The sequence below is a fragment of the uncultured Maricaulis sp. genome (genome assembly GCF_947259345.1).
Lineage (GTDB): Bacteria > Pseudomonadota > Alphaproteobacteria > Caulobacterales > Maricaulaceae > Maricaulis.
Map to the genome: position 1 here is coordinate 121,953 of NZ_CAMYLS010000013.1, position 17,731 is coordinate 139,683.

20 protein-coding genes and 1 tRNA gene are annotated in these 17,731 nt (G+C 63.2%); 7 read left to right on the forward strand and 14 right to left on the reverse strand.

Going from position 1 to position 17,731, the window contains the following annotated elements; translation table 11 throughout:
* Window positions 1-16 precede the first annotated feature (16 nt).
* On the reverse strand, window positions 17-961 hold the full coding sequence (locus Q0X62_RS06935; protein ID WP_297733204.1) for a hypothetical protein: 945 nt from the start codon (window positions 959-961) through the stop codon (window positions 17-19).
* A gap of 51 nt (window positions 962-1,012) precedes the next feature.
* A complete protein-coding gene (gene mgtE / locus Q0X62_RS06940) occupies window positions 1,013-2,404 on the reverse strand; it encodes a magnesium transporter (RefSeq protein ID WP_297733206.1) in 1,392 nt (463 codons plus the stop codon).
* Window positions 2,405-2,633: 229 nt separating this feature from the next.
* Between mgtE and Q0X62_RS06945 the strand changes: the two genes are divergently transcribed.
* Window positions 2,634-3,572, forward strand: a complete 939-nt coding sequence (locus Q0X62_RS06945) for a hypothetical protein (protein ID WP_297733208.1) — start codon at window positions 2,634-2,636, stop codon at window positions 3,570-3,572.
* A gap of 77 nt (window positions 3,573-3,649) precedes the next feature.
* On the opposite strand, the gene Q0X62_RS06950 is transcribed toward Q0X62_RS06945, so the two are convergent.
* Window positions 3,650-3,736, reverse strand: a tRNA-Leu gene (locus Q0X62_RS06950).
* A 63-nt stretch (window positions 3,737-3,799) separates the two neighbouring features.
* Window positions 3,800-4,048 carry a FliM/FliN family flagellar motor switch protein gene (locus Q0X62_RS06955; protein ID WP_041637474.1) on the reverse strand — a complete coding sequence of 83 codons (249 nt, stop codon included), beginning with the start codon at window positions 4,046-4,048 and terminating at the stop codon, window positions 3,800-3,802.
* Window positions 4,049-4,130: 82 nt separating this feature from the next.
* Between Q0X62_RS06955 and lipB the strand changes: the two genes are divergently transcribed.
* The gene (gene lipB / locus Q0X62_RS06960) at window positions 4,131-4,817 is read left to right on the forward strand and encodes a lipoyl(octanoyl) transferase LipB (protein ID WP_297733211.1); all 687 of its coding nucleotides are present in this window, start codon (window positions 4,131-4,133) and stop codon (window positions 4,815-4,817) included.
* Here lipB and Q0X62_RS06965 read toward each other — a convergent pair.
* From Q0X62_RS06965 to Q0X62_RS06985, 5 genes are all read right to left on the reverse strand, one after another.
* Window positions 4,814-5,344 (reverse strand): hypothetical protein, encoded by a 531-nt coding sequence (locus Q0X62_RS06965; protein WP_297733214.1) that lies wholly within the window; start codon window positions 5,342-5,344, stop codon window positions 4,814-4,816. The genes lipB and Q0X62_RS06965 overlap by 4 nt on opposite strands.
* 112 nt (window positions 5,345-5,456) lie before the next feature.
* Window positions 5,457-5,909, reverse strand: coding sequence for a DUF805 domain-containing protein (locus Q0X62_RS06970; RefSeq protein WP_297733217.1), 453 nt, complete (start codon window positions 5,907-5,909; stop codon window positions 5,457-5,459).
* 90 nt (window positions 5,910-5,999) lie between these two features.
* Complete coding sequence (locus Q0X62_RS06975; protein ID WP_297733220.1) at window positions 6,000-6,539, reverse strand: DUF805 domain-containing protein; 540 nt, start codon at window positions 6,537-6,539, stop codon at window positions 6,000-6,002.
* A gap of 31 nt (window positions 6,540-6,570) precedes the next feature.
* Window positions 6,571-8,580: an acetyl/propionyl/methylcrotonyl-CoA carboxylase subunit alpha gene (locus Q0X62_RS06980; RefSeq protein WP_297733223.1), complete on the reverse strand. Its 2,010-nt coding sequence runs from the start codon at window positions 8,578-8,580 to the stop codon at window positions 6,571-6,573.
* Between the two features lie 96 nt (window positions 8,581-8,676).
* The gene (locus tag Q0X62_RS06985; protein WP_297733226.1) at window positions 8,677-9,129 is read right to left on the reverse strand and encodes a potassium channel family protein; all 453 of its coding nucleotides are present in this window, start codon (window positions 9,127-9,129) and stop codon (window positions 8,677-8,679) included.
* 69 nt (window positions 9,130-9,198) lie between these two features.
* Between Q0X62_RS06985 and Q0X62_RS06990 the strand changes: the two genes are divergently transcribed.
* From Q0X62_RS06990 to Q0X62_RS07005, 4 genes are all read left to right on the forward strand, one after another.
* Window positions 9,199-10,062, forward strand: coding sequence for a hypothetical protein (locus Q0X62_RS06990; RefSeq protein WP_297733229.1), 864 nt, complete (start codon window positions 9,199-9,201; stop codon window positions 10,060-10,062).
* 80 nt (window positions 10,063-10,142) lie between these two features.
* Window positions 10,143-11,069, forward strand: coding sequence for a fatty acid desaturase family protein (locus Q0X62_RS06995; RefSeq protein WP_297733232.1), 927 nt, complete (start codon window positions 10,143-10,145; stop codon window positions 11,067-11,069).
* Window positions 11,070-11,416: 347 nt separating this feature from the next.
* Entirely contained in the window at window positions 11,417-11,755 is a 339-nt protein-coding gene (locus Q0X62_RS07000; protein WP_297733235.1) for a type II toxin-antitoxin system Phd/YefM family antitoxin, read from the forward strand.
* Entirely contained in the window at window positions 11,752-12,018 is a 267-nt protein-coding gene (locus Q0X62_RS07005) for a Txe/YoeB family addiction module toxin (RefSeq protein WP_297733238.1), read from the forward strand. The genes Q0X62_RS07000 and Q0X62_RS07005 overlap by 4 nt, the downstream gene beginning before the upstream one ends.
* A 167-nt stretch (window positions 12,019-12,185) precedes the next feature.
* Here Q0X62_RS07005 and Q0X62_RS07010 read toward each other — a convergent pair whose 3' ends face one another.
* A complete protein-coding gene (locus Q0X62_RS07010) occupies window positions 12,186-13,718 on the reverse strand; it encodes an acyl-CoA carboxylase subunit beta (RefSeq protein WP_297733241.1) in 1,533 nt (510 codons plus the stop codon).
* Window positions 13,719-13,864: 146 nt separating this feature from the next.
* Between Q0X62_RS07010 and Q0X62_RS07015 the strand changes: the two genes are divergently transcribed.
* A complete protein-coding gene (locus Q0X62_RS07015) occupies window positions 13,865-14,959 on the forward strand; it encodes a GNAT family N-acetyltransferase (protein ID WP_297733244.1) in 1,095 nt (364 codons plus the stop codon).
* Here the strand turns inward: Q0X62_RS07015 and Q0X62_RS07020 are convergent.
* The 4 genes from Q0X62_RS07020 to Q0X62_RS07035 are packed head-to-tail and all read right to left on the reverse strand — an operon-like array spanning window position 14,947 to window position 17,689.
* The gene (locus Q0X62_RS07020; protein WP_297733247.1) at window positions 14,947-15,477 is read right to left on the reverse strand and encodes a GrpB family protein; all 531 of its coding nucleotides are present in this window, start codon (window positions 15,475-15,477) and stop codon (window positions 14,947-14,949) included. The genes Q0X62_RS07015 and Q0X62_RS07020 overlap by 13 nt on opposite strands.
* 5 nt (window positions 15,478-15,482) lie before the next feature.
* Complete coding sequence (locus Q0X62_RS07025; protein WP_297733250.1) at window positions 15,483-16,151, reverse strand: 2OG-Fe(II) oxygenase; 669 nt, start codon at window positions 16,149-16,151, stop codon at window positions 15,483-15,485.
* Between the two features lie 51 nt (window positions 16,152-16,202).
* The gene (locus tag Q0X62_RS07030) at window positions 16,203-16,970 is read right to left on the reverse strand and encodes an ATP12 family chaperone protein (RefSeq protein WP_297733253.1); all 768 of its coding nucleotides are present in this window, start codon (window positions 16,968-16,970) and stop codon (window positions 16,203-16,205) included.
* A complete protein-coding gene (locus tag Q0X62_RS07035; RefSeq protein ID WP_297733257.1) occupies window positions 16,967-17,689 on the reverse strand; it encodes an HAD-IA family hydrolase in 723 nt (240 codons plus the stop codon). Before Q0X62_RS07035 ends, Q0X62_RS07030 begins: the two co-directional genes overlap by 4 nt.
* Window positions 17,690-17,731 lie beyond the last annotated feature (42 nt).

Genomic DNA, 17,731 nt, shown 5'->3' on the forward strand with positions numbered 1-17,731 from the left:
GCCTGACGCCGGAGCCCTATTCATGCCCCGGATCAAAGACATCAGTGGAATCGAGCGCTGTGAACGGTGCCAGGAATCCACCGCCGGACCCGCCGCCTATCAGGTAAATTCTCTGATCGAGCACGGCCGCTCCACCGCCGGTACGCGGTGCCGGTAAGACCAATTCCTCTCGCCAGGTCGTTTCGCCCGGTTGCCAGGAAACATGCGTCTGTAGAGTTTCGCGGGCATTATCGCCCCGCCCACCAAGAAGATGAAGACGCCCGTTCAGCACGGCCATCGCGGCGCCGGAGCGCGGGGATAACAGTTCAGGTCCACGCGACCATTGGCCGGTCTCGGGATCAAACACGTCGAAGCGGGTCTGGGTGACCCCGTCAAGGCGACCTCCGGCCAGATAAATCCGTCCATCGAGAACCGCGGCCGCCATGCCCCGACGGGTGAGCCCTTCGGGCGCGGCGAGCGTCTCCCAGCTGCGCGCCTCGGGATCGAACACAAAGACGCTGCCATCATCGCTCAAGCCACCAAAGGCATAGAGGGCTTCACCGAAGGCCACCAAGACCAAGTCTGCCTTGGCTGCCGGCATGGCCGCCTCGCTTTGCCAGATATTACCGGCGAAAGACCAGGACCACACTCCGGCGCTTGGCGCGACACCATCTTCGCCGCGCGAATAGCCGCCAGCGACATAGATGCGATCATTGATCGAGGCCATGCCGAAGCGCTCCAGCCCGCGCGGCAGGGGCGTCTCCGGATACCAGCGATCCAGCGCCAGATCATAACTTTCAAACTCGTCGCGCGGATCGGTCAGTCCGGCTCCCCCCGCCGCATAAATCCGGCCTTCATGAACCACGACACCCAGTCCGGCGCGGGAGGCATCAAGTCGGGCTGCACTGCCCCACCCGCCCTGGGCGGACGCAGGACCGGGCACCAAGGCCAGCAGGGTTAGCATGAGGGCAATAAAACGCACGTCTTCACCATTCGATTGATCAGGCCCTTGCCGACCCGGTCGGGAATATCATCACAAGAGGACGAGCGTCGCCAGTCCCAGGAATGCCAGAAAGCCGACGACATCGGTGACCGTGGTGACGAAAACCGATGACGCGACCGCCGGGTCCGCTCCGGCCCGCACCATGCCCAGCGGGATGAGGATCCCGGACAGGCCGGCGCAGCCAAGATTGAGTACCATTGCGACTGCGATAACCCCCGCAAGCTGCCAATCCTGGAACCACAAGACCGTCACCGCGCCCATGACGATGGCGAAAATGATGCCATTGACCATGCCGGTGGCCAGTTCGCGCCAGACCACCCGCAAGGCGTTGGCTGCGGTCAGATCGCGTTCGGCGATCGACCGCACGGCCACAGCAAGGGACTGGGTACCGGCATTGCCGCCCATGGACGCGACGATCGGCATCAGAACGGCCAGGGCCACGACCTGCGAGATGGCACCTTCAAACAGCGCGATTACGCCGGACGCCAGGATGGCCGTCGCCAGATTGACCAGCAGCCAGGGCGCGCGCGAGCGCACCGAGCGGTAGACAGTATCGGCCAGGCCGGCCTCGTTGACGCCGGCCAGGGCGAGCATGTCTTCCTTGTTCTCGTCCTGGATGACGTGGACGATATCATCCAGTGTCAACATACCGGTCAGGCGTCCGGCCGTGTCGACGACCGGCGCCGAAACCAGGTGATATTTCTGAAAGAGATAAGCGACCTCTTCCTGGTCGGTTTCCGGCTCGACCAGGATGCGCGGCGTTTCCATCAGATCGCTCAGCGCAACATCGCGGCGCGCGCTCAGAAGGCGACAGACGGGGATTTCGCCAACGGGGCGAAAGCCGGTATCGATCACGAACAGGTCGTGGAATTTGTCCGGCAGGTCCTCGCTGGCATCGCGCATATGATCCAACGCGTGGCCGACAGACCAGAATTCCGGGGCCGCGACGAATTCGCGCTGCATGAGACGACCGGCCGTCTCATCCTCGAAGGACAGGCTCTGCTCAACCGCTTCGCGTTCGCTGTCGGAGATCTCCGCGAGCACGGCGGCGCGCGTCTCGTCATCCATCTCCTCGACGACTTCCGTCGCGTCATCGGAGTCGAGTTCCTGGATCGCCGCTGCCAGATGGGCGGTATCCAGGTATTCCATCACGACTTCGCGCGAATCCGGTTCGAGCTCGGCCAGGACCTCACCGGTGATGATGTCCGGAGCCAGCTCTGCCAGGGCACCCTGTTGGCTGGCCGAGAGCTGTTCCAGCACGTCGGCGATATCGGCTTCGTGCAGCGGGGTCAGCATGCGCCGGACGAGGTCGTCCGCGCCATCCGCGATGGCCTGCCGCAGATTGGCGACAAATTCCGGATCCGTATCCGCCCGGGCAGGCGAATCGATCAGGACGTCGTCATCAAAAGCGGCTTCGCCCATGCAGGCCTCCGTGGGAGTTCGATGATCGGGCCGCTCGCTGTCAGCGCCCTTACCCGGCAGTCTTAACCGCCTGTCCGTACAAGCTCAATCGACCGGTCGGGAAAACCGCATCTAGACGCACTCAATGGCGAATTTCAGGCGTCATTGCCGCCTTGTGCAGCGCCAGGCGCCACATTGACGCCCCGGGATGACTCGATAAACACAAAGTCGGGGTTTGCGGGGGCGCTGCGTGTTCAATCTGTTTCTTGAAGAAAACTGGCCGGTCCTGATCGGACTGGGTGTGGGCGGTGGCATCGCCCTGCTGAGCCTTCTGATGAGCAGCTTCCTGCGCAGCGCCGGCACCGGTCACGGCGCATCGGCGCGGACTGTCCTCTCGCTCGCGATCCGCTCGGCAAGCGAGCGGGCCGGAAGCCTTATCCTGCTGTGGATCGGTGTCAGTGCCGGCTACACGGTCGTGAGCCTTCTCTACAGCCTGATCGGGCGCTCGACCTCCGTGTTCGATGCCATGATGACCGCCGTCCTGATCTTCCTTGGACACCGCGCATTGTTGGAAAGCCCGGCGCGGGCGGTGGGCATTGAGATGCCGGAAGCCGGCTATTGGCGCATCCTGCTTCGGTCGATCGTGTTTGGTCTGCTGGGCCTGGCCACAGCCGGTATGGTCTTTCTCGTGGCAGCGCTCCTGGTCGCCCTTGCCAGCTATGCCGGTATCACCGGCGAGGCGCCCCTTCACGTCGTCGGCGCCCTGGCAGGCGTCACCGCGATCCGCCTGAGCGTGCTTTTCGCGCGGCTGAGCTTCCTCTATCCGGCGAGTGTACTGGGACAGCGCGACTGGTTTGGCGGTGCCTTGCAGCGCTCGGTCGGTATGGGACCCGGCCTGGCGGCCAGTTTGTGGATCTTCGCCCTGGCCGCGACAGCCTTGGTGATCCCGGTCATGCTGTGGTCAAGCGCGCTGGTCGATCTGATCGCCGCGAATCTGCCGGCCAGCCCCGGCGAGTTGCCGGGTGATTTCGGCACCGCACGCTACTGGGCAACACTGGTTTTCGAGGAATTGCCGCTCAACCTGCTGATTGTCGCCTATTGCCTGGGCAGTATCGCCTGCGTCTCGGCGGCCTACCGACTGGCAGTTCTGGACCGCGACAGCGATAAACCCGGGATTAAACCAAGCTGACCGACCGCAAGATGCGAGCCGCCACCAGTGGATTCTCAGCTATTCAGTAGAGTTATCGCTCTCGCTCCGGAGAGTGATGGTGCGGTCGAGAAGACTCGAACTTCCACGGGTTTTACCCCACAGCGACCTCAACGCTGCGCGTCTACCAATTCCGCCACGACCGCACGTCATGGAGGCGCGGGAGATAGCAACATCCCCGCACCTTGTGAAGAGGGTATTGCAACGCTTTATGCAGCTGCGAAGAATTCATTGGCATCTGCCGGTCCCGTTATGGACACGGCGATGCGATCGCCCTGGATGACAACATCACCGCGGGCGATGGGATGATTATTGGCCAGGATCCACACTTGGTCGTCCTCACCCGAATCGAGCGGGATCACCGCACCGCGTCCCATGCGGAGGAATTGCTGGATCGGCATCTTCGACCGGCCCAACAGGACTGAAATTTCCACTTCCACCGAACTGATCTGACTCACGTCGCACTCCAGGACTTGCGGATCATCATCGCGAGGCTGATGTTTGGCCAATACGGTTTCCGCAGCGTTAAGACTTCAGGATATGACATTACAAAACGTCGAATGGGCGATCTCGCCCGGTCTGACGCCCTATGAACCGGCTCTCGCCTTCATGGAAGCGCGTGCGGCCGCGATCGCGGCCGACGAGGCGAAGGAGCTTGTCTGGCTGCTGGAACACCCGCCGCTGTATACGGCCGGGACCAGCTCGAAGGCCGATGACCTGCTCGCGCCAGACCGATTCCCGGTTTTCGAGACCGGACGTGGCGGGGAATACACCTATCACGGGCCGGGCCAGCGCGTGGCCTATGTCATGCTCGACCTGACCCGCCGCGGCCGCGATGTGCGCAAATTCATCCAGTCGCTGGAAGACTGGCTGATCGGTGCCGCCGCCCAATTCGGCGTCGAGGCCGGCATTCGCGAAGGTCGCGTGGGTGTGTGGGTCAATCGCAGCGGCGGACGCGAGGACAAGATCGCCGCCATCGGCGTGCGCCTGCGCCGCTGGGTGTCCTTCCACGGCATCGCCTTCAATGTCGATCCGGATCTTGACCATTTCACGGGAATCACACCGTGCGGGATTTCCAATCCGCTTTACGGCGTCACCTCACTGGCCGATCTCGGGCATCAGGTCTCGATGGCGGATTTCGATGTGGCGTTGCACCTAGCCTGGACAGAGGCCTTCGGCGATGTCCGGCGGGTCGAGGCGCCCGCACTTGCGAAAGAGCGGCCCTAGGCGTCCGCCGATCCATTGCGTTGCAAGGTCGCAAACCAGAAGCCGAACACACCGACAACACCCCAGAACGCGATGAAGGACGGCCAGGCGCCGGCAGTGAGCATTTCAAGAAGACGCGCCTCGTCCGACTCGAGCCAGGCTTGGAATGCCGGCTGAAATCCGGGGTCCATCATGGCCTCGTTCAAGGCCGCCTGATCCGACGTGTCGACGCCCTGCGCCTCGGCAAAGGTCAACATGGCATCGAAGACCTGCATACCGATTCCAACCATCGCACCGACACCCTTGGCCAGGATGGCGAGTATGACGGGGAGGATGGCAAGCCCGGTCTGTCGCCGCGCATGGCGGCGGCGATTGGCGAAGAGCGAATAAGAGACAAACCAGATCGCCGCGAGCGGAATAATCCCGGGTATCGGAGCCGTCCCGAAGGACAAGCGCAAGGCGTCAAGTGCTGCCAATACCAGCAGGCCGAGCACAAAGGCGGAGACTGATGCTCGATGATTGGGAAGCGCAAGTGCAAACGGGTTCATGGCGGTCATCCTGGACGCGAAAAGGGCCGACCCCGAATATGTTCGGGATCAGCCGCAATTCAAGCAGGATTCGGCACGAAACCCGCCCTGCCCCGCACGATTAGCAGCACCCCTACATCTTGTAGACGATGTAGCCGACAACGCCATTCCCGATCAGGCCGGCCAGGCTGGACGCCAGGACTCCCCCGAGCGTGATCGCCATGCCGGTCGTCGTGGTTGTGGCTCCACCGCTCAGGAGCGGAGTCAGAACAAAACTGACAGCCACCGCGACAATGACAACACCGACTATGGCGCCGACCGTCATCCATCCGGACTTGCCGGCATCATGGAAGCGCTTGGAATAAACGCACACCCACGCGTAGAGCGAAACCAGGCCGACCACCAATCCGACCAGGGCGATCAAGGCGCCAAGTCCCGGCAACAATGTGAGAAACTGAATCACCAGATTGACCGCCACGATGGCGATAATGCCCTTGGCAAAGTCCTGCGGCGAAAGCTTTCCCGATGAACCGAACAGGATTCGTTTGGCTTCCGCGGGCTTGAGAATGAAATTGTCGAACGACATGGCCTTGACCCTCCCCTGTGATGAACGAGGGAAGTCTACGCGGATTCCGCGAAACCAGCACCTCTGTTTCGCGCAAGAGGCGAAGCCGGTTCAGCGGGAGATGTCGGACCCGCCGGGGCCTGTATCGTCATTCGCCTGTCGAGATTGGGGTTTCGGGCCATCGCCGAATGCCGGCTTCATCTCTATCGCCGGCTTGGGACCGTATTGATTGGCACCGTTTTCCCCCAGCGCCAGACCCAGCCAGATTGTGTAACCGGCCCAGATCAGAACACTCAGAGACATAAGAGAGAAGAGGCCGCCGCCCGCTGACAGGATCAGGCCGGGACCGACATCTCCGCCGGACATCCAGGCTGAAATGATTGCGCCACCGACCATCATGACTGCCAGAATGAAGACCAGGAAGTTCAGCGCCCACGGAATGAGGTGAATCAGCGCAGTCTGCCCGATATCGTGCAGCCGCTTGCCATAAACACAAATCCCGACCCAGATCAGCAGGAGCCACAGGAGGCCACCCAGAATCGGCAGAATGTTCGCAAGAATATTGCCACCCAATAGGATGGCGGCACCGATCCAGAAGTCCTTCTGACCGATGCGGCCGTTGGGATTGAAGAGGAGAAACTGCCAGTCCATCGCTGCGGTCCTTTCGGCGGCGGGGCGTCGTCTAGTCGAACTCCACCAGGAGTTCATCCGCCGCGACAGACGCGCCAGGCTCGACCTTGATTGACTTGATCGTGCCATCGGTTTCTGCACGCAGCACGTTTTCCATCTTCATGGCCTCGACGATGACCAGCGGCTCACCGGTCTTCACCGACTGGCCCTGCTCGACTTCCAGCGAGACCACCAGGCCCGGCATGGGCGAGGTGACCAGCTTGGCCATGTCCGGTTTTTCCTTCTCCGGCAGCAGGGCGTGGAGCTCGGCCGCACGGGCCGTGCACACCAGGGCCACGGCCGAAAAACCACGGTGGCGCAGTTTGTAACCTTCGGTGCGGTCAGCAAATTCAAGGGCAATGGTCTCGCCATTGATATTGGCTTCGAACAAATGCTGTCCGGCGCGCCATTCCGTGTCGAGTTCAAGGCGCTCCGAAGCCAGGGACGGGGCCCAGATGGAGGCGCGGCCCGAGCCAGTCATCTCGATCTCGATCGGAATGCGACGCTTGTCGAGCAACACGACCCATTCGCGGACACTCGGCTCGGCAGCGGGACGCATGCGGCCCTCGATCTCGCTGGCCCGGCGCACGAACGTCTCGTGCACGAAGGCGGCGGCGCAGGTCATCGCGACAAGTTGTTCCTCGCGCGGCGCGGTGCCGTGAAAACCTTCGGGATAATGCTCGCCGATATAGCCGGTGTGGATACGGCCAGAGCGGAAATCGGCTTCGTCGAGCACCGCCGAGAGGAAGGGGGCATTGGACTGCAGGCCCTCCACATGCAAACGGTCCAGGGCGGCAGCCAGCGTGTCGATCGCGGTCTCGCGATCCTTGCCATAGCCGATCACCTTGGCGATCATCGGGTCATAGAAGAGCGAGATTTCATCGCCCTCGCGCACACCGGAATCGATGCGCAGCTCGCCCTTGCCCAGCTTGCCCTCGGCGGGCTCCTGGAAGCGCTTCAGGCGCCCGATGGAGGGCAGAAAGCCACGATAGGGATCTTCCGCATAAAGCCGCGCCTCAACGGCCCAGCCCTTGATCGGCACATCGCGCTGGGTCAGGCCCAGCTTCTCGCCATAGGCCGAACGGATCATCAGCTCGACCAGGTCGACATCGGTGGTCAGCTCGGTGACCGGATGCTCGACCTGGAGACGGGTATTCATCTCGAGAAAGTAGAAATTCTTGTCCTTGTCGACGATGAATTCGACGGTGCCGGCGCTGTCATAATCAACCGCTGCCGACAGCGCGACGGCCTGGGCGCCCATGGCCTCGCGGGTCTTCTTGTCGAGGAAGGGCGATGGCGCCTCCTCGAGGACTTTTTGATTGCGGCGCTGGATCGAGCACTCACGCTCATTGAGATGGATGACATGGCCATGCTTGTCGCCCATCACCTGGATCTCGATATGGCGCGGCTCCTCGATGAATTTCTCGATCAGGATGCGGTCATCGCCGAAGGAGGACTTGGCCTCGTTGCGGGCTGCCTTGAAGCCTTCCTTGACCTCGGTGTCGCTGCGCGCAATGCGCATGCCCTTGCCGCCACCGCCGGCGGAGGCCTTGAGCATGACCGGATAGCCGATCGCCTTGGCGGCTGCGAGCGCCGTGTCGGCATCCGCGATCTCGCCATCGGCACCGGGAATGGTCGACACGCCCGCCTTGGCGGCGAGTTGCTTGGAGCGGATCTTGTCGCCCATCGCGTCAATGGCGTGGATATTCGGACCGATCCAGCCGACACCGGCTTTTTCCAGCGCCTTGGGCAGAGCCGGGTTCTCGGACAGGAAGCCGAAACCGGGATGCACGGCATCGGCGCCGGTCTGCTTCACCGCATCGAGGATTTTCTCAAGCACCAGATAGCTCTCGCCGGGCGCCGAAGGTCCGATGAAGACGGCCTCGTCGGCCATTTCCACGGCCAGGCTGTCGGCATCGGCTTCCGAATAGACCGCCACCGTGGCAATCCCCAGACGCTGGCAGGTCTTGATGACACGCACCGCGATCTCACCGCGATTGGCGATCAGGATCTTCTTGAACATGCTGGCCCCTTGATCCGTGTGCGGGTGGATACCGCACGATTGTCACGGGTTTAGCGTGGCTTGCCCGGGGGCGGCAAGCGGCGGCGACGGCTTGCGTCAGTCATCGCGGCGCGGGCGGTCGAGCCAATCGGCTTCCAGGGCGCGCAACTTGCCCACGATGGAGACGAGGAAGGCAGTCGACCAGCCGATCATCAAAAAGCCGGTAAAGCCCTCCATCGCCGAGACCAGTCGCCATTCATTGTCGATGATGACATCGCCATAACCCAGCGTTGTGAAGGTTGATGTGGAGAAATAAAGCGCCTCCTCCAGGCCCGACACCGCCCCCAGCGCGAGATAGACCAAGGCGAAACTCCAGATCTCCACCGCGTGAACGACAAACAAACCCAGTACGATGATGAGGATGAACAAGGCCTGCCGCAGGATGGAGCCATGCGGGTCGATTCGGCTGCTACGAAAACGGGCCACAGCGAGCAAAGAGCCCAGGCCGACCATGTGTACGAGCACGGTCCAGACCGCCATTCCGGTCGAGACAAGCATGGCATCCATCATTCGCAATCCCTCCGAGGCTGGCACCAGGCGCGAGTCGTCCTAGTCTCCGGTGCAAAGAGGAATCGATCAATGAGCAAATCCGTTTACCGCCTGTCCTCCATCGCCCGGCCGCTGGAAGCGAAATATCCCACCAATCGCGCCGTGCTGATTGCCCTGCCGATCATCGGCCTCGCCCTGGGCGCCTATGCCTATGTCTCGGCCGGCGGCGGTGCCGTGAATGCCGTGATCACGGGGCTGGAAGGCATGCTGGTGAGCTTCCTCGTCTGGGCGCTGGGCCGGGAAGCCGATCCCGACCGCAATCTCACCGCCTTCGCCAGCGCCGGCCTCATTCTCTATGCGCTGGTCATGGGCCTGCCGGTCGCGGTGTGGACCCTCGCCTTCGCCCTGATGGCCACCCGCACCGTCAACCGCACGGTCGGCCAGCCCGCCAAGCCCGGCGATCTGGTGATGGTGCTGATCCTGGCCGGCTTCTCGGTCTTTGCCGAAGGCTATGCTCTGATGGGCCTGGTGGCGGCCATTGCCATCGCCATCGATGTCCAGCTCGATCGCTCGCGCACCCTCGCCCTCATTGCAGCACTCATCGCGCTGTCCTTCACCGTCTGGCAGCTGATCACGCTGGAAGGCGATTTCGCCGCCCTGCTCTGGCCGGAAACCGCTTCGCCGACGCTGATGGCGATCATTGGCAGTCTGGTCGTGATCGGCCTGGCCAGCGCCCTGCTCTGCCCGAAACCCGACAGTGTCTGCGATGCCCGCGGCGAACCGCTCAGCCGGGCCCGTGTGCGCGGCGGGCGCGTAATCCTCGCCCTCACCCTGCTCGTCGGCATGGCCGAAGGAAATGCCCCCGCCCACGACCTCTACCCGATCGGCTGCGTGTTGCTGGTGACCTTTATCGTCGGCCTGCTGCCGCGCCGCGCTGCCAGGGCCGCCGACTGAGCCCCCTTTTCCCGCCCGGCATTCTGCGTGAGAATGGCACAAGCAGACCCGGGCAACGGGCGTGAAAACGGCAGGACGATATGAGCGAGACATCCACAGCCAGACCCCATCCGGTCGGCAATGACCGCAAGCTGTCCGATTGCGTCAGCCGCGAGGAATTGCGCGCGCTCTCGCGGTCCACGAACTGGCAGGGCGCGCTTATGCTCGGCGGTAATATCGCGCTGCTGGCGGCGGCCTTCGCGCTGGCCATTGTCTGGCCCAACCCGCTGACTTTCCTCGCTGCTATCCTGCTGATCGCGGGTCGTCAGCTCGGCCTGTCCATTGTGCTGCATGACTGTGCTCACAAGGCGCTCTTCCGCACGCCCTGGCTCAATGAGTTCGTCGGCCGCTGGATTGGCGGCGCGGCGGTCGATGTGCCGCTGCAGCTCTATCGCGACTATCATCTCGATCATCACCGCCATGCCGGAACGGACCAGGACCCCGACCAGGGCCTGGTGAAAGCCTATCCGGTGACGCGCGACAGTCTGCGCCGCAAATTCACCCGCGACCTCACCGGCCAGACCGGGTTCAAGGAAATGGTGATGGCCTGGAAGGCCCCGGACTGGCGGGCCAAGCTGCCCTTCCTCGCCTTCCAGCTGGTGCTGATCATCGCCCTCGCCGCTGCCGGTGCCGTCTGGGCCTACGCCCTGTGGTGGGTGGCCCGGCTCTTTGTCTATCCGGCGATCATGCGGCTGAGGAATATCGGCGAGCATGGCGTGGCCATCGACCGCTATGACACAGAGCCGCGCCTCAACACCCACACGACGATCGCACGCTGGTTCGAGCGGCTGCTGGTGGCGCCCAACAATGTGAACTACCACCTCGAACACCACATGTTCGCCGCCGTCCCGCCCTATAACCTGCCCCGCCTTCACAAACTGCTGGCGGAGCGCGGTTATTATGAGGGCCATACCTGCATCACGCGCGGCTATCCGGCGATGCTGGAGAAGGCGGTGCGGGCGGGCTAGCAACGCTTGCCTCGCCCCAGTTCCACAACATTTTTCCCGGAAGCGCGCCAGCGCTATCCGGGACCAACGGGCGGCTCAGCGCTTCAAAGCGGGTGCGGTCGGTCCCGGGTCTTCGCCCGGGAAAAATGGTGACTGTTGGAAAGTCGCGCGCGTGGACTGAGCCATACATCGCTTGTCAGCCAGCAGGCCGCACCCACTTCTTCAGGTCAAGGGTACAACCGCGAAGCGGCGGCTTCGCCGCCCTTGACCTGAAGAACTGGGTACGGCGAACTCTCGGCAAGCGAGTTATGGGCGAGTGAGCGCAGGCGCCCGCTTGATAAACGTACGAAAATTTGTACAATCAGTCCATGACCAAACTCCCCCGCATCCTCTCCATTTCCGAAGCGCGCGCGACGCTCAAGGACCTGGTCGAGCGTGTCACCGCCGACAAGGCGCCGGCGATCATCACCCGTCAGGGCGGCGAGCCGGTGGTGATGGTGGCACTGTCGGAATGGGAAGCCTTGCAGGAAACCAATTACCTGCTGGAAAGCCCGGCCAATGCCCGCCGCCTGCGTGACAGTATCGCCGCCGCCGAAGCCGGTGAGACCCGCTCCCTGACGCCGGACACGCTGCGCCGCCTCGCGGAAGACCCGGCCGCCTTCATCGGCTGGGCCGAGGACGAAACCGGTCCTGCCCCGGCGTCATGAATGTCGAGCTGACGCCCCAGGCGCTCGACGATCTTGCCTGGCTGGTCCGCCACGAAGCCCGCCTCGCCAAACGCGCCCTCCAACTCATCGAAGACATCCGCCGCAACCCGTTCGAAGGCCTGGGCAAACCGGAACCGCTGAAAGGCGAGCTGTCAGGCTGGTGGTCACGACGGATCGATAGCAAGCACAGGCTGGTCTATCGGGTTGTGGGGGCCGGGGATGGGCAGCGGGTGGAGGTGGTGCAGTGTCGGCGGCATTATTGAGGTGAGATGGCCTGCGGCCACCTCATCAACCCGCAGCGGCGCTGCGGCCCACTTCGCGACGCGTGGGGAAGAAAGACAGTCTGGCTTTTCCTCCCCACATCGTGGGGAGGTGGGTCGCCGCGTAGCGGTGAGACGGAGGGGCGGCGGCGAAGGCGCCGGGCGCCCCCCTAAAGCGGAATATTATCGTGCTTTTTCCAGGGGTTCTCCGCTTTCTTGTTCTTCAGCGTTCTAAGCGCCGAGATCAGGCGTTTGCGGGTGCCGTGGGGCATGATGACGTCGTCGATATAGCCGCGACCGGCGGCGACGAAGGGGTTGGCGAAGCGGTCTTCGTATTCCTTGGCGTGTTCGGCCATTTTTTCCGGATTGTCGGCATCCTTGCGGTGGATGATCTCGGCAGCGCCCTTGGCGCCCATCACGGCGATCTCGGCTGACGGCCAGGCGTAATTGACGTCGCCGCGCAGATGTTTCGAACTCATCACGTCATAGGCGCCGCCATAGGCCTTGCGGGTGATGACGGTGAGCTTGGGCACGGTGGCCTCGGCATAGGCGAAGAGGAGTTTGGCGCCATGCTTGATCAGCCCGCCATATTCCTGCCGGGTGCCGGGCAGGAAGCCGGGCACGTCGACGAAGGTCACCAGCGGGATGTTGAAGGCATCGCAGAAACGCACGAAGCGGCCGGCCTTGCGGCTGGCATCGCTGTCGAGCACACCGGCCAGAGACATGGGCTGATTGGCGACAAAGCCGACCGGCTGACCGTCGAGACGGCCGAAGCCGGTAACGATATTGGCGGCATAGTCGGGCGCGATCTCGAAGAAATCACCCTCATCCGCGACCTTCTCGATCAGCTCCTTGATATCATAGGGCTTGTTCGGATTGGACGGGACCAGCGTGTCGAGGCTGGGCTCCAGGCGATCGGCATTGTCATGGGTCGGGCGCTTGGGTGGCGTCTCGCGATTGGAGAGCGGCAGGAAATCGATCAGGCGGCGCAGCTGCACCAGGGCCTCGATATCATTTTCGAAGGCGCCATCAGCCACGCCGGACTTCTTGGCATGGATGGACGCACCCCCGAGTTCTTCATGGGTGACGGTCTCATTGGTGACCGTTTTCACCACGTCAGGGCCGGTCACATACATGTAGGACGTGTCCTTCACCATGAAGATGAAGTCGGTGATGGCGGGTGAATAGACATCACCGCCGGCGCACGGCCCCATGATCATGGAGATTTGCGGGACGACACCGGAGGCCAGCGTGTTCTGCAGGAAAATATCGGCATAGCCCCCCAGCGAGGCGACGCCTTCCTGGATCCGGGCCCCGCCCGCATCGAAGATGCCGATCACCGGGGCGCCATTCTGGATGGCGGCCTTTTGAACCTTGACGATCTTCTGGGCGTGGGTCTCCGACAGGGAACCGCCGAAGACGGTGAAATCCTTGGAGAAGAGATAGACGAGACGGCCATTGATCGTACCGTGGCCCGTGACCACGCCATCGCCCGGGATCTTCTTGTCGGCCATGCCAAAATCGACGCAGCGATGCTCGACGAACATGTCCCACTCCTCAAAGGAGCCTTCATCCAGCAGGAGTTCGATCCGTTCGCGCGCCGACAGCTTGCCCTTGGTGTGCTGAGCGGCGATCCGCTTCTCGCCACCGCCCATGCGCGCCGCTGCCCGTTTGGCTTCGAGCTGTTCGATCACGTCTTTCATGGCCAATCCTTCCCCCGTCGGGATTCTTGTTATGCGCCAGATAGCAGACCCGCGAACGCTTTCGCAATCAAGCCGGTGCGCCAGTCACAGGCCGGGCGGCGCAAGGATTGCAGCCGATCACGGAGAACCGGATTGGGGACGGGCGCATGGGCAGCCACAATATGCAGACCGAGATTGTGAGCATTGACGGGCTTGGTGCGTCGGAATGCGAGGCGTGGAACGCCTTTCGCGCGTCCACCCCATCGCTCGGCTCGCCCTATTTTACTGTCGACTTCACCCGCGCCGTCGCCCGCACCCGCTCGGACACGCGCATCGCAATTTTGCACCGAAATGGCACAATTGCCGGCTTCCTGCCGCTCCATCTGTCCCGTTCGGGCGTGGCGCGACCCATTGGCGGCCCGTTGGGCGACCATCACGGCCTGATCACGGACACGCCGGACCTCGACATCGAGGCGGCGCTGGCGGGAAGCGGATTCGGGATATTCAATTTTCATGGCGCCCTCGCCGACCAGGCCAGTTTCGCGCGCGCCAGTTCGCAACCGGCCGAGTTATCCTGGGTCTCCGACCTGTCCGCGGGCTATGACAGTTTTCTGGAAGACTGTGCCCGCGAAGACGCCAAGGCGATGCGCAATATCCGCGCCCGTCAGCGCAAGCTGGCCGAGATGGGCGGTGATGTCGTCTTCCGTCTCGACGACCGCCGTCCTGAAGCGCTACGCGCCGTCATCGAGACCAAGCGGGCGCAGTATCGCCGCACGGGCGCGCTCGACGTCTTCGTGGCCAGCTGGGCGCGGCAATTGATCGAAGACCTCTTCGACACGGACACGCCGGCCTTCGCCGGCCTGTTGTCGACGGTAGAAATCAATGGCGAGCTCGCAGCCGCGCATTTCGGCATGCGCTCGGATCGCGCCCTGCACTACTGGTTCCCGGTCTATTGGCCGGAATTCTCCAAGCTGGGCCCTGGCCTGACGCTCTATCTCGAGATCGCGCGCTTCCTGGAAGCCCAAGGGGTCAAGGAGATCCATCTCGGGCCGGGCGATTACGACTTCAAGCGCCGCCTCTCCAATGCCGCCTTCGGCGTGGTGAGTGGCCGACTGGAGCGCCCCTCCTTCGCCCACGCCATGGTGCGGGCCGGCCAGCTGGTCGACAGGACCGCCCGGGCGCTGCCGCTGGGACGCGTCTCTCATTGGCCCGGAAAAGCCTTCCGCCGCCTCGACAAGTGGGCCGCCGTTCACGCCTTCTGATCGCGTTCCCGGACCCAGAGCAGCGCCCGCACCTCGATCTGCTCGACCATCGCGGACTTCGCTGACTGGTACCCCGCACCGTCCAGTGCGCCCGAACCCGCCAGACCGAGTTTGTGGTCTCCATAGCGCGCGGCCTCATCGGGATGGGCTCTCAGATAATCGCGAAAGACGAGGTGGCGGCGAAAGCCGTCGCTTTCGGTCTGGTAGGCGTGGATATGCACAAGGCGTACTCCGTTGGCCGCATCGCGACGAAAATAGCGCCGGCCGGGCAGACCGTATTCGCCCTTCACCTGATAGCCCGCTGCCCGCATGGCGGCATTGCAGGCATCGAGCCGGTCCAGACGGTCTGTGCCCACAAGTATGTCGATGATTGGCTTCGCCGCCAGGCCCGGAACGGACGTGCTGCCGATATGCTCGATGCGGCTCACGGATCCCCCCAGCAAAGCAGACAGGCGCGCTCGCTCGACCTCGAAGCGTTGAGGCCAAGTCTCGTCATAGGCCCGGACGGTAACCGCCACGCCGCCTATTGGAACGGGTTCAGCTTTTTCAGGAAATACTGCAGGCCGCCGCGGTTTTCCTTGCGGTCAAGTTCTTCCTGGGAGGTCAGGAAGGTCGTCTGGACAACATAACGCTCGCCTTCGAAGGGCAGATGCCCGTGCCAGGAATTATCAGCGCGCAGGAAGGCGAAGACATAACCGGCGAGCGGCGGGACTTCCTCGGTGAAATCCTCGAAATCCTTGGGACCGTTGAGTACGCGGATACAGCCGGCTCCCGTCCCGTCCCATTCGGCATTGAGATAAGTCAGCATGGTCAGGATTTTCGACTTCGAGTCGTTGTGGATCGGGCCATCGGAGAGCTGGGACAGCTTGCGCACGGTGATCATGCGCGGCTTCTCGGTGAAGTCGACACCGAACTTGTCGGTCAGGACCTGGGCCAGCTCGGCTGAATTGAGGTCTTCCATCAGACGCTGGAATTCGCCGCTCGCTTCCAGCTTGGACAGCGGCAGATAGCCGGGCTTGTCGATGGCCGGATAATCACGGCGCACATCCGCCGCCTCGTCCGGGCTCAGCGCACCGTCGGCCACGAAATAGTTATACGGCTCTGTGCGCACATTCGCATTGCGCAAGGCGTCGAAATCAAAGAGGCCGCCGGGGCCGGTCTTGCCGCTCTGTGTGGTCGCCGTATCCGCCATGGTCCGTCTCCGAGACTTGATGCGCGCAGCCTACTGCACTGACGCCCGGCTTCAAGCCGCCGGCGCCGCGTCCAATGCGCGCAGGACCTCATGCATGACACGCAATTCCGTGCGCAGCCGGGCCAGCCGGGCCGCCGCTTCGTGATCTTCGCCCCATTGGCTGATCTGGAAATGCTCGTCGAGCGTGGACAGGACGAAGGCCTGCTCGCCATCAATCTCGCCTTCGAGCAGGGCCAGGCCGAGCAGAGCCGATCCGCAGACAGCGGTCACATGTGCCAGCGTCGTCAGGCGCCAATCATCCAGTTCGCTCGTGCGCTGCATCACGCGCTGCAGTGCGACCGGGTCCTGGTCGATCGGCATAACCCCCGGAGCCGGGACGAAATGCGCATCGAGTTTCGAACGGGCCCAGGCAATGATCGGATCCCAGGACGCCGCCTGTGCCGCCGCCAGCTCCGGCGGTTCGGGCGCGCGGAAGCAGACAAGGTCCGTGGTCGCATACTTGGTCACTTCGGCCACCGTCGCCTCGCGGGCATTGGGGATGAGGTCGATAGCAACAAAGCAGAGGCGGGTCGCCGGCATGGACGGCGCATCGATACGCTCGCCCTGGGCATCCCACTCCGCCGCGACCAGCTCGGCCAGCGCCCGGTTCGGCAGGGTCAGGGGCTGTTTGGCCGGCGACTTCACCGGACGCCCGTCGAGCAGGACCGCGTGACCGCCCTCGGCCTCGGTCAAGCTGACCGCCTTGTAGAAACGCTTGGGGAGCGCGTTTTCGCGTTCGGGAATTTTCACGCCCGGCTTGGTCTCGTAATTCTCGGTCACGCCTCAACTCCTGTGATTCGGCCTGCCGCCTCGCCGCTGCCCACCCGCGCGGCGAAGGCGTCGAGTTCGGCGTCCAGGGCGGCGAAATCATGATGGATGGAATGGGCGCCGCCGGCCTCAATTTCCTCGGGTGTGTGAAAACCCCAGCTGACGCCGAGAGTATGGACACCGGCATTACGGCCCATTTCCATATCGAAGCGGGTATCGCCGATCATCACCGCCTGGAAGGCGTCCGTCCCGGTTTCGCGCATCGCGTCCAGAACCATGCGCGGATGCGGCTTGCCGGCACCACCATCAACGGTCTGCACCGTATCGAAATAGCGATGCAGGTCATGATGACCGAAGACAATGTCGAGGCCCCGGCGTGCCTTGCCTGTCGCCACCCCCATCAGCCAGCCTTCATCGGCCAGGCGTTCGATTGTCTCGCGGGCCCCCTCATAGAGTGGTTCCTGAAAACCGGCCTCGGCGCGATGCTCGACGAAGGCTTCCTTGTAGTAGGTGGCCAGTTGCACAGCCTTCTCCGCCGAATAATCTGGCGGCGCGAGCCGAGTGACGGCCTCGGTCAATTCCAGGCCGACAATGGTGCGGGTGCGGTCATATTCGATCCCGCCCAGCCCGGCCCGGCGAAAGGCGCGGTCCATGGCAGTCTGGATCACCTGGCGGCTGTCGACAATCGTGCCGTCGATATCCCAGATGGCAAGTTTCAGGGGTGTGCTCACGCCGCGAGGCTCCGTCTGCTTGGCCGCGACATAGGCGGCTGC

Excerpts from the sequence above, each read along its gene's own strand:
- mgtE (WP_297733206.1), bottom strand. The coding sequence starts at position 2,404 with ATGGGCGAAGCCGCTTTTGATGACGACGTCCTGATCGATTCGCCTGCC.
- lipB (WP_297733211.1), top strand. The coding sequence starts at position 4,131 with ATGACATTACAAAACGTCGAATGGGCGATCTCGCCCGGTCTGACGCCC.
- Q0X62_RS06965 (WP_297733214.1), bottom strand. The coding sequence starts at position 5,344 with ATGAACCCGTTTGCACTTGCGCTTCCCAATCATCGAGCATCAGTCTCC.
- Q0X62_RS06970 (WP_297733217.1), bottom strand. The coding sequence starts at position 5,909 with ATGTCGTTCGACAATTTCATTCTCAAGCCCGCGGAAGCCAAACGAATC.
- Q0X62_RS06975 (WP_297733220.1), bottom strand. The coding sequence starts at position 6,539 with ATGGACTGGCAGTTTCTCCTCTTCAATCCCAACGGCCGCATCGGTCAG.
- Q0X62_RS06980 (WP_297733223.1), bottom strand. The coding sequence starts at position 8,580 with ATGTTCAAGAAGATCCTGATCGCCAATCGCGGTGAGATCGCGGTGCGT.
- Q0X62_RS06985 (WP_297733226.1), bottom strand. The coding sequence starts at position 9,129 with ATGATGGATGCCATGCTTGTCTCGACCGGAATGGCGGTCTGGACCGTG.
- Q0X62_RS06990 (WP_297733229.1), top strand. The coding sequence starts at position 9,199 with ATGAGCAAATCCGTTTACCGCCTGTCCTCCATCGCCCGGCCGCTGGAA.
- Q0X62_RS06995 (WP_297733232.1), top strand. The coding sequence starts at position 10,143 with ATGAGCGAGACATCCACAGCCAGACCCCATCCGGTCGGCAATGACCGC.
- Q0X62_RS07000 (WP_297733235.1), top strand. The coding sequence starts at position 11,417 with ATGACCAAACTCCCCCGCATCCTCTCCATTTCCGAAGCGCGCGCGACG.
- Q0X62_RS07005 (WP_297733238.1), top strand. The coding sequence starts at position 11,752 with ATGAATGTCGAGCTGACGCCCCAGGCGCTCGACGATCTTGCCTGGCTG.
- Q0X62_RS07010 (WP_297733241.1), bottom strand. The coding sequence starts at position 13,718 with ATGAAAGACGTGATCGAACAGCTCGAAGCCAAACGGGCAGCGGCGCGC.
- Q0X62_RS07015 (WP_297733244.1), top strand. The coding sequence starts at position 13,865 with ATGGGCAGCCACAATATGCAGACCGAGATTGTGAGCATTGACGGGCTT.
- Q0X62_RS07025 (WP_297733250.1), bottom strand. The coding sequence starts at position 16,151 with ATGGCGGATACGGCGACCACACAGAGCGGCAAGACCGGCCCCGGCGGC.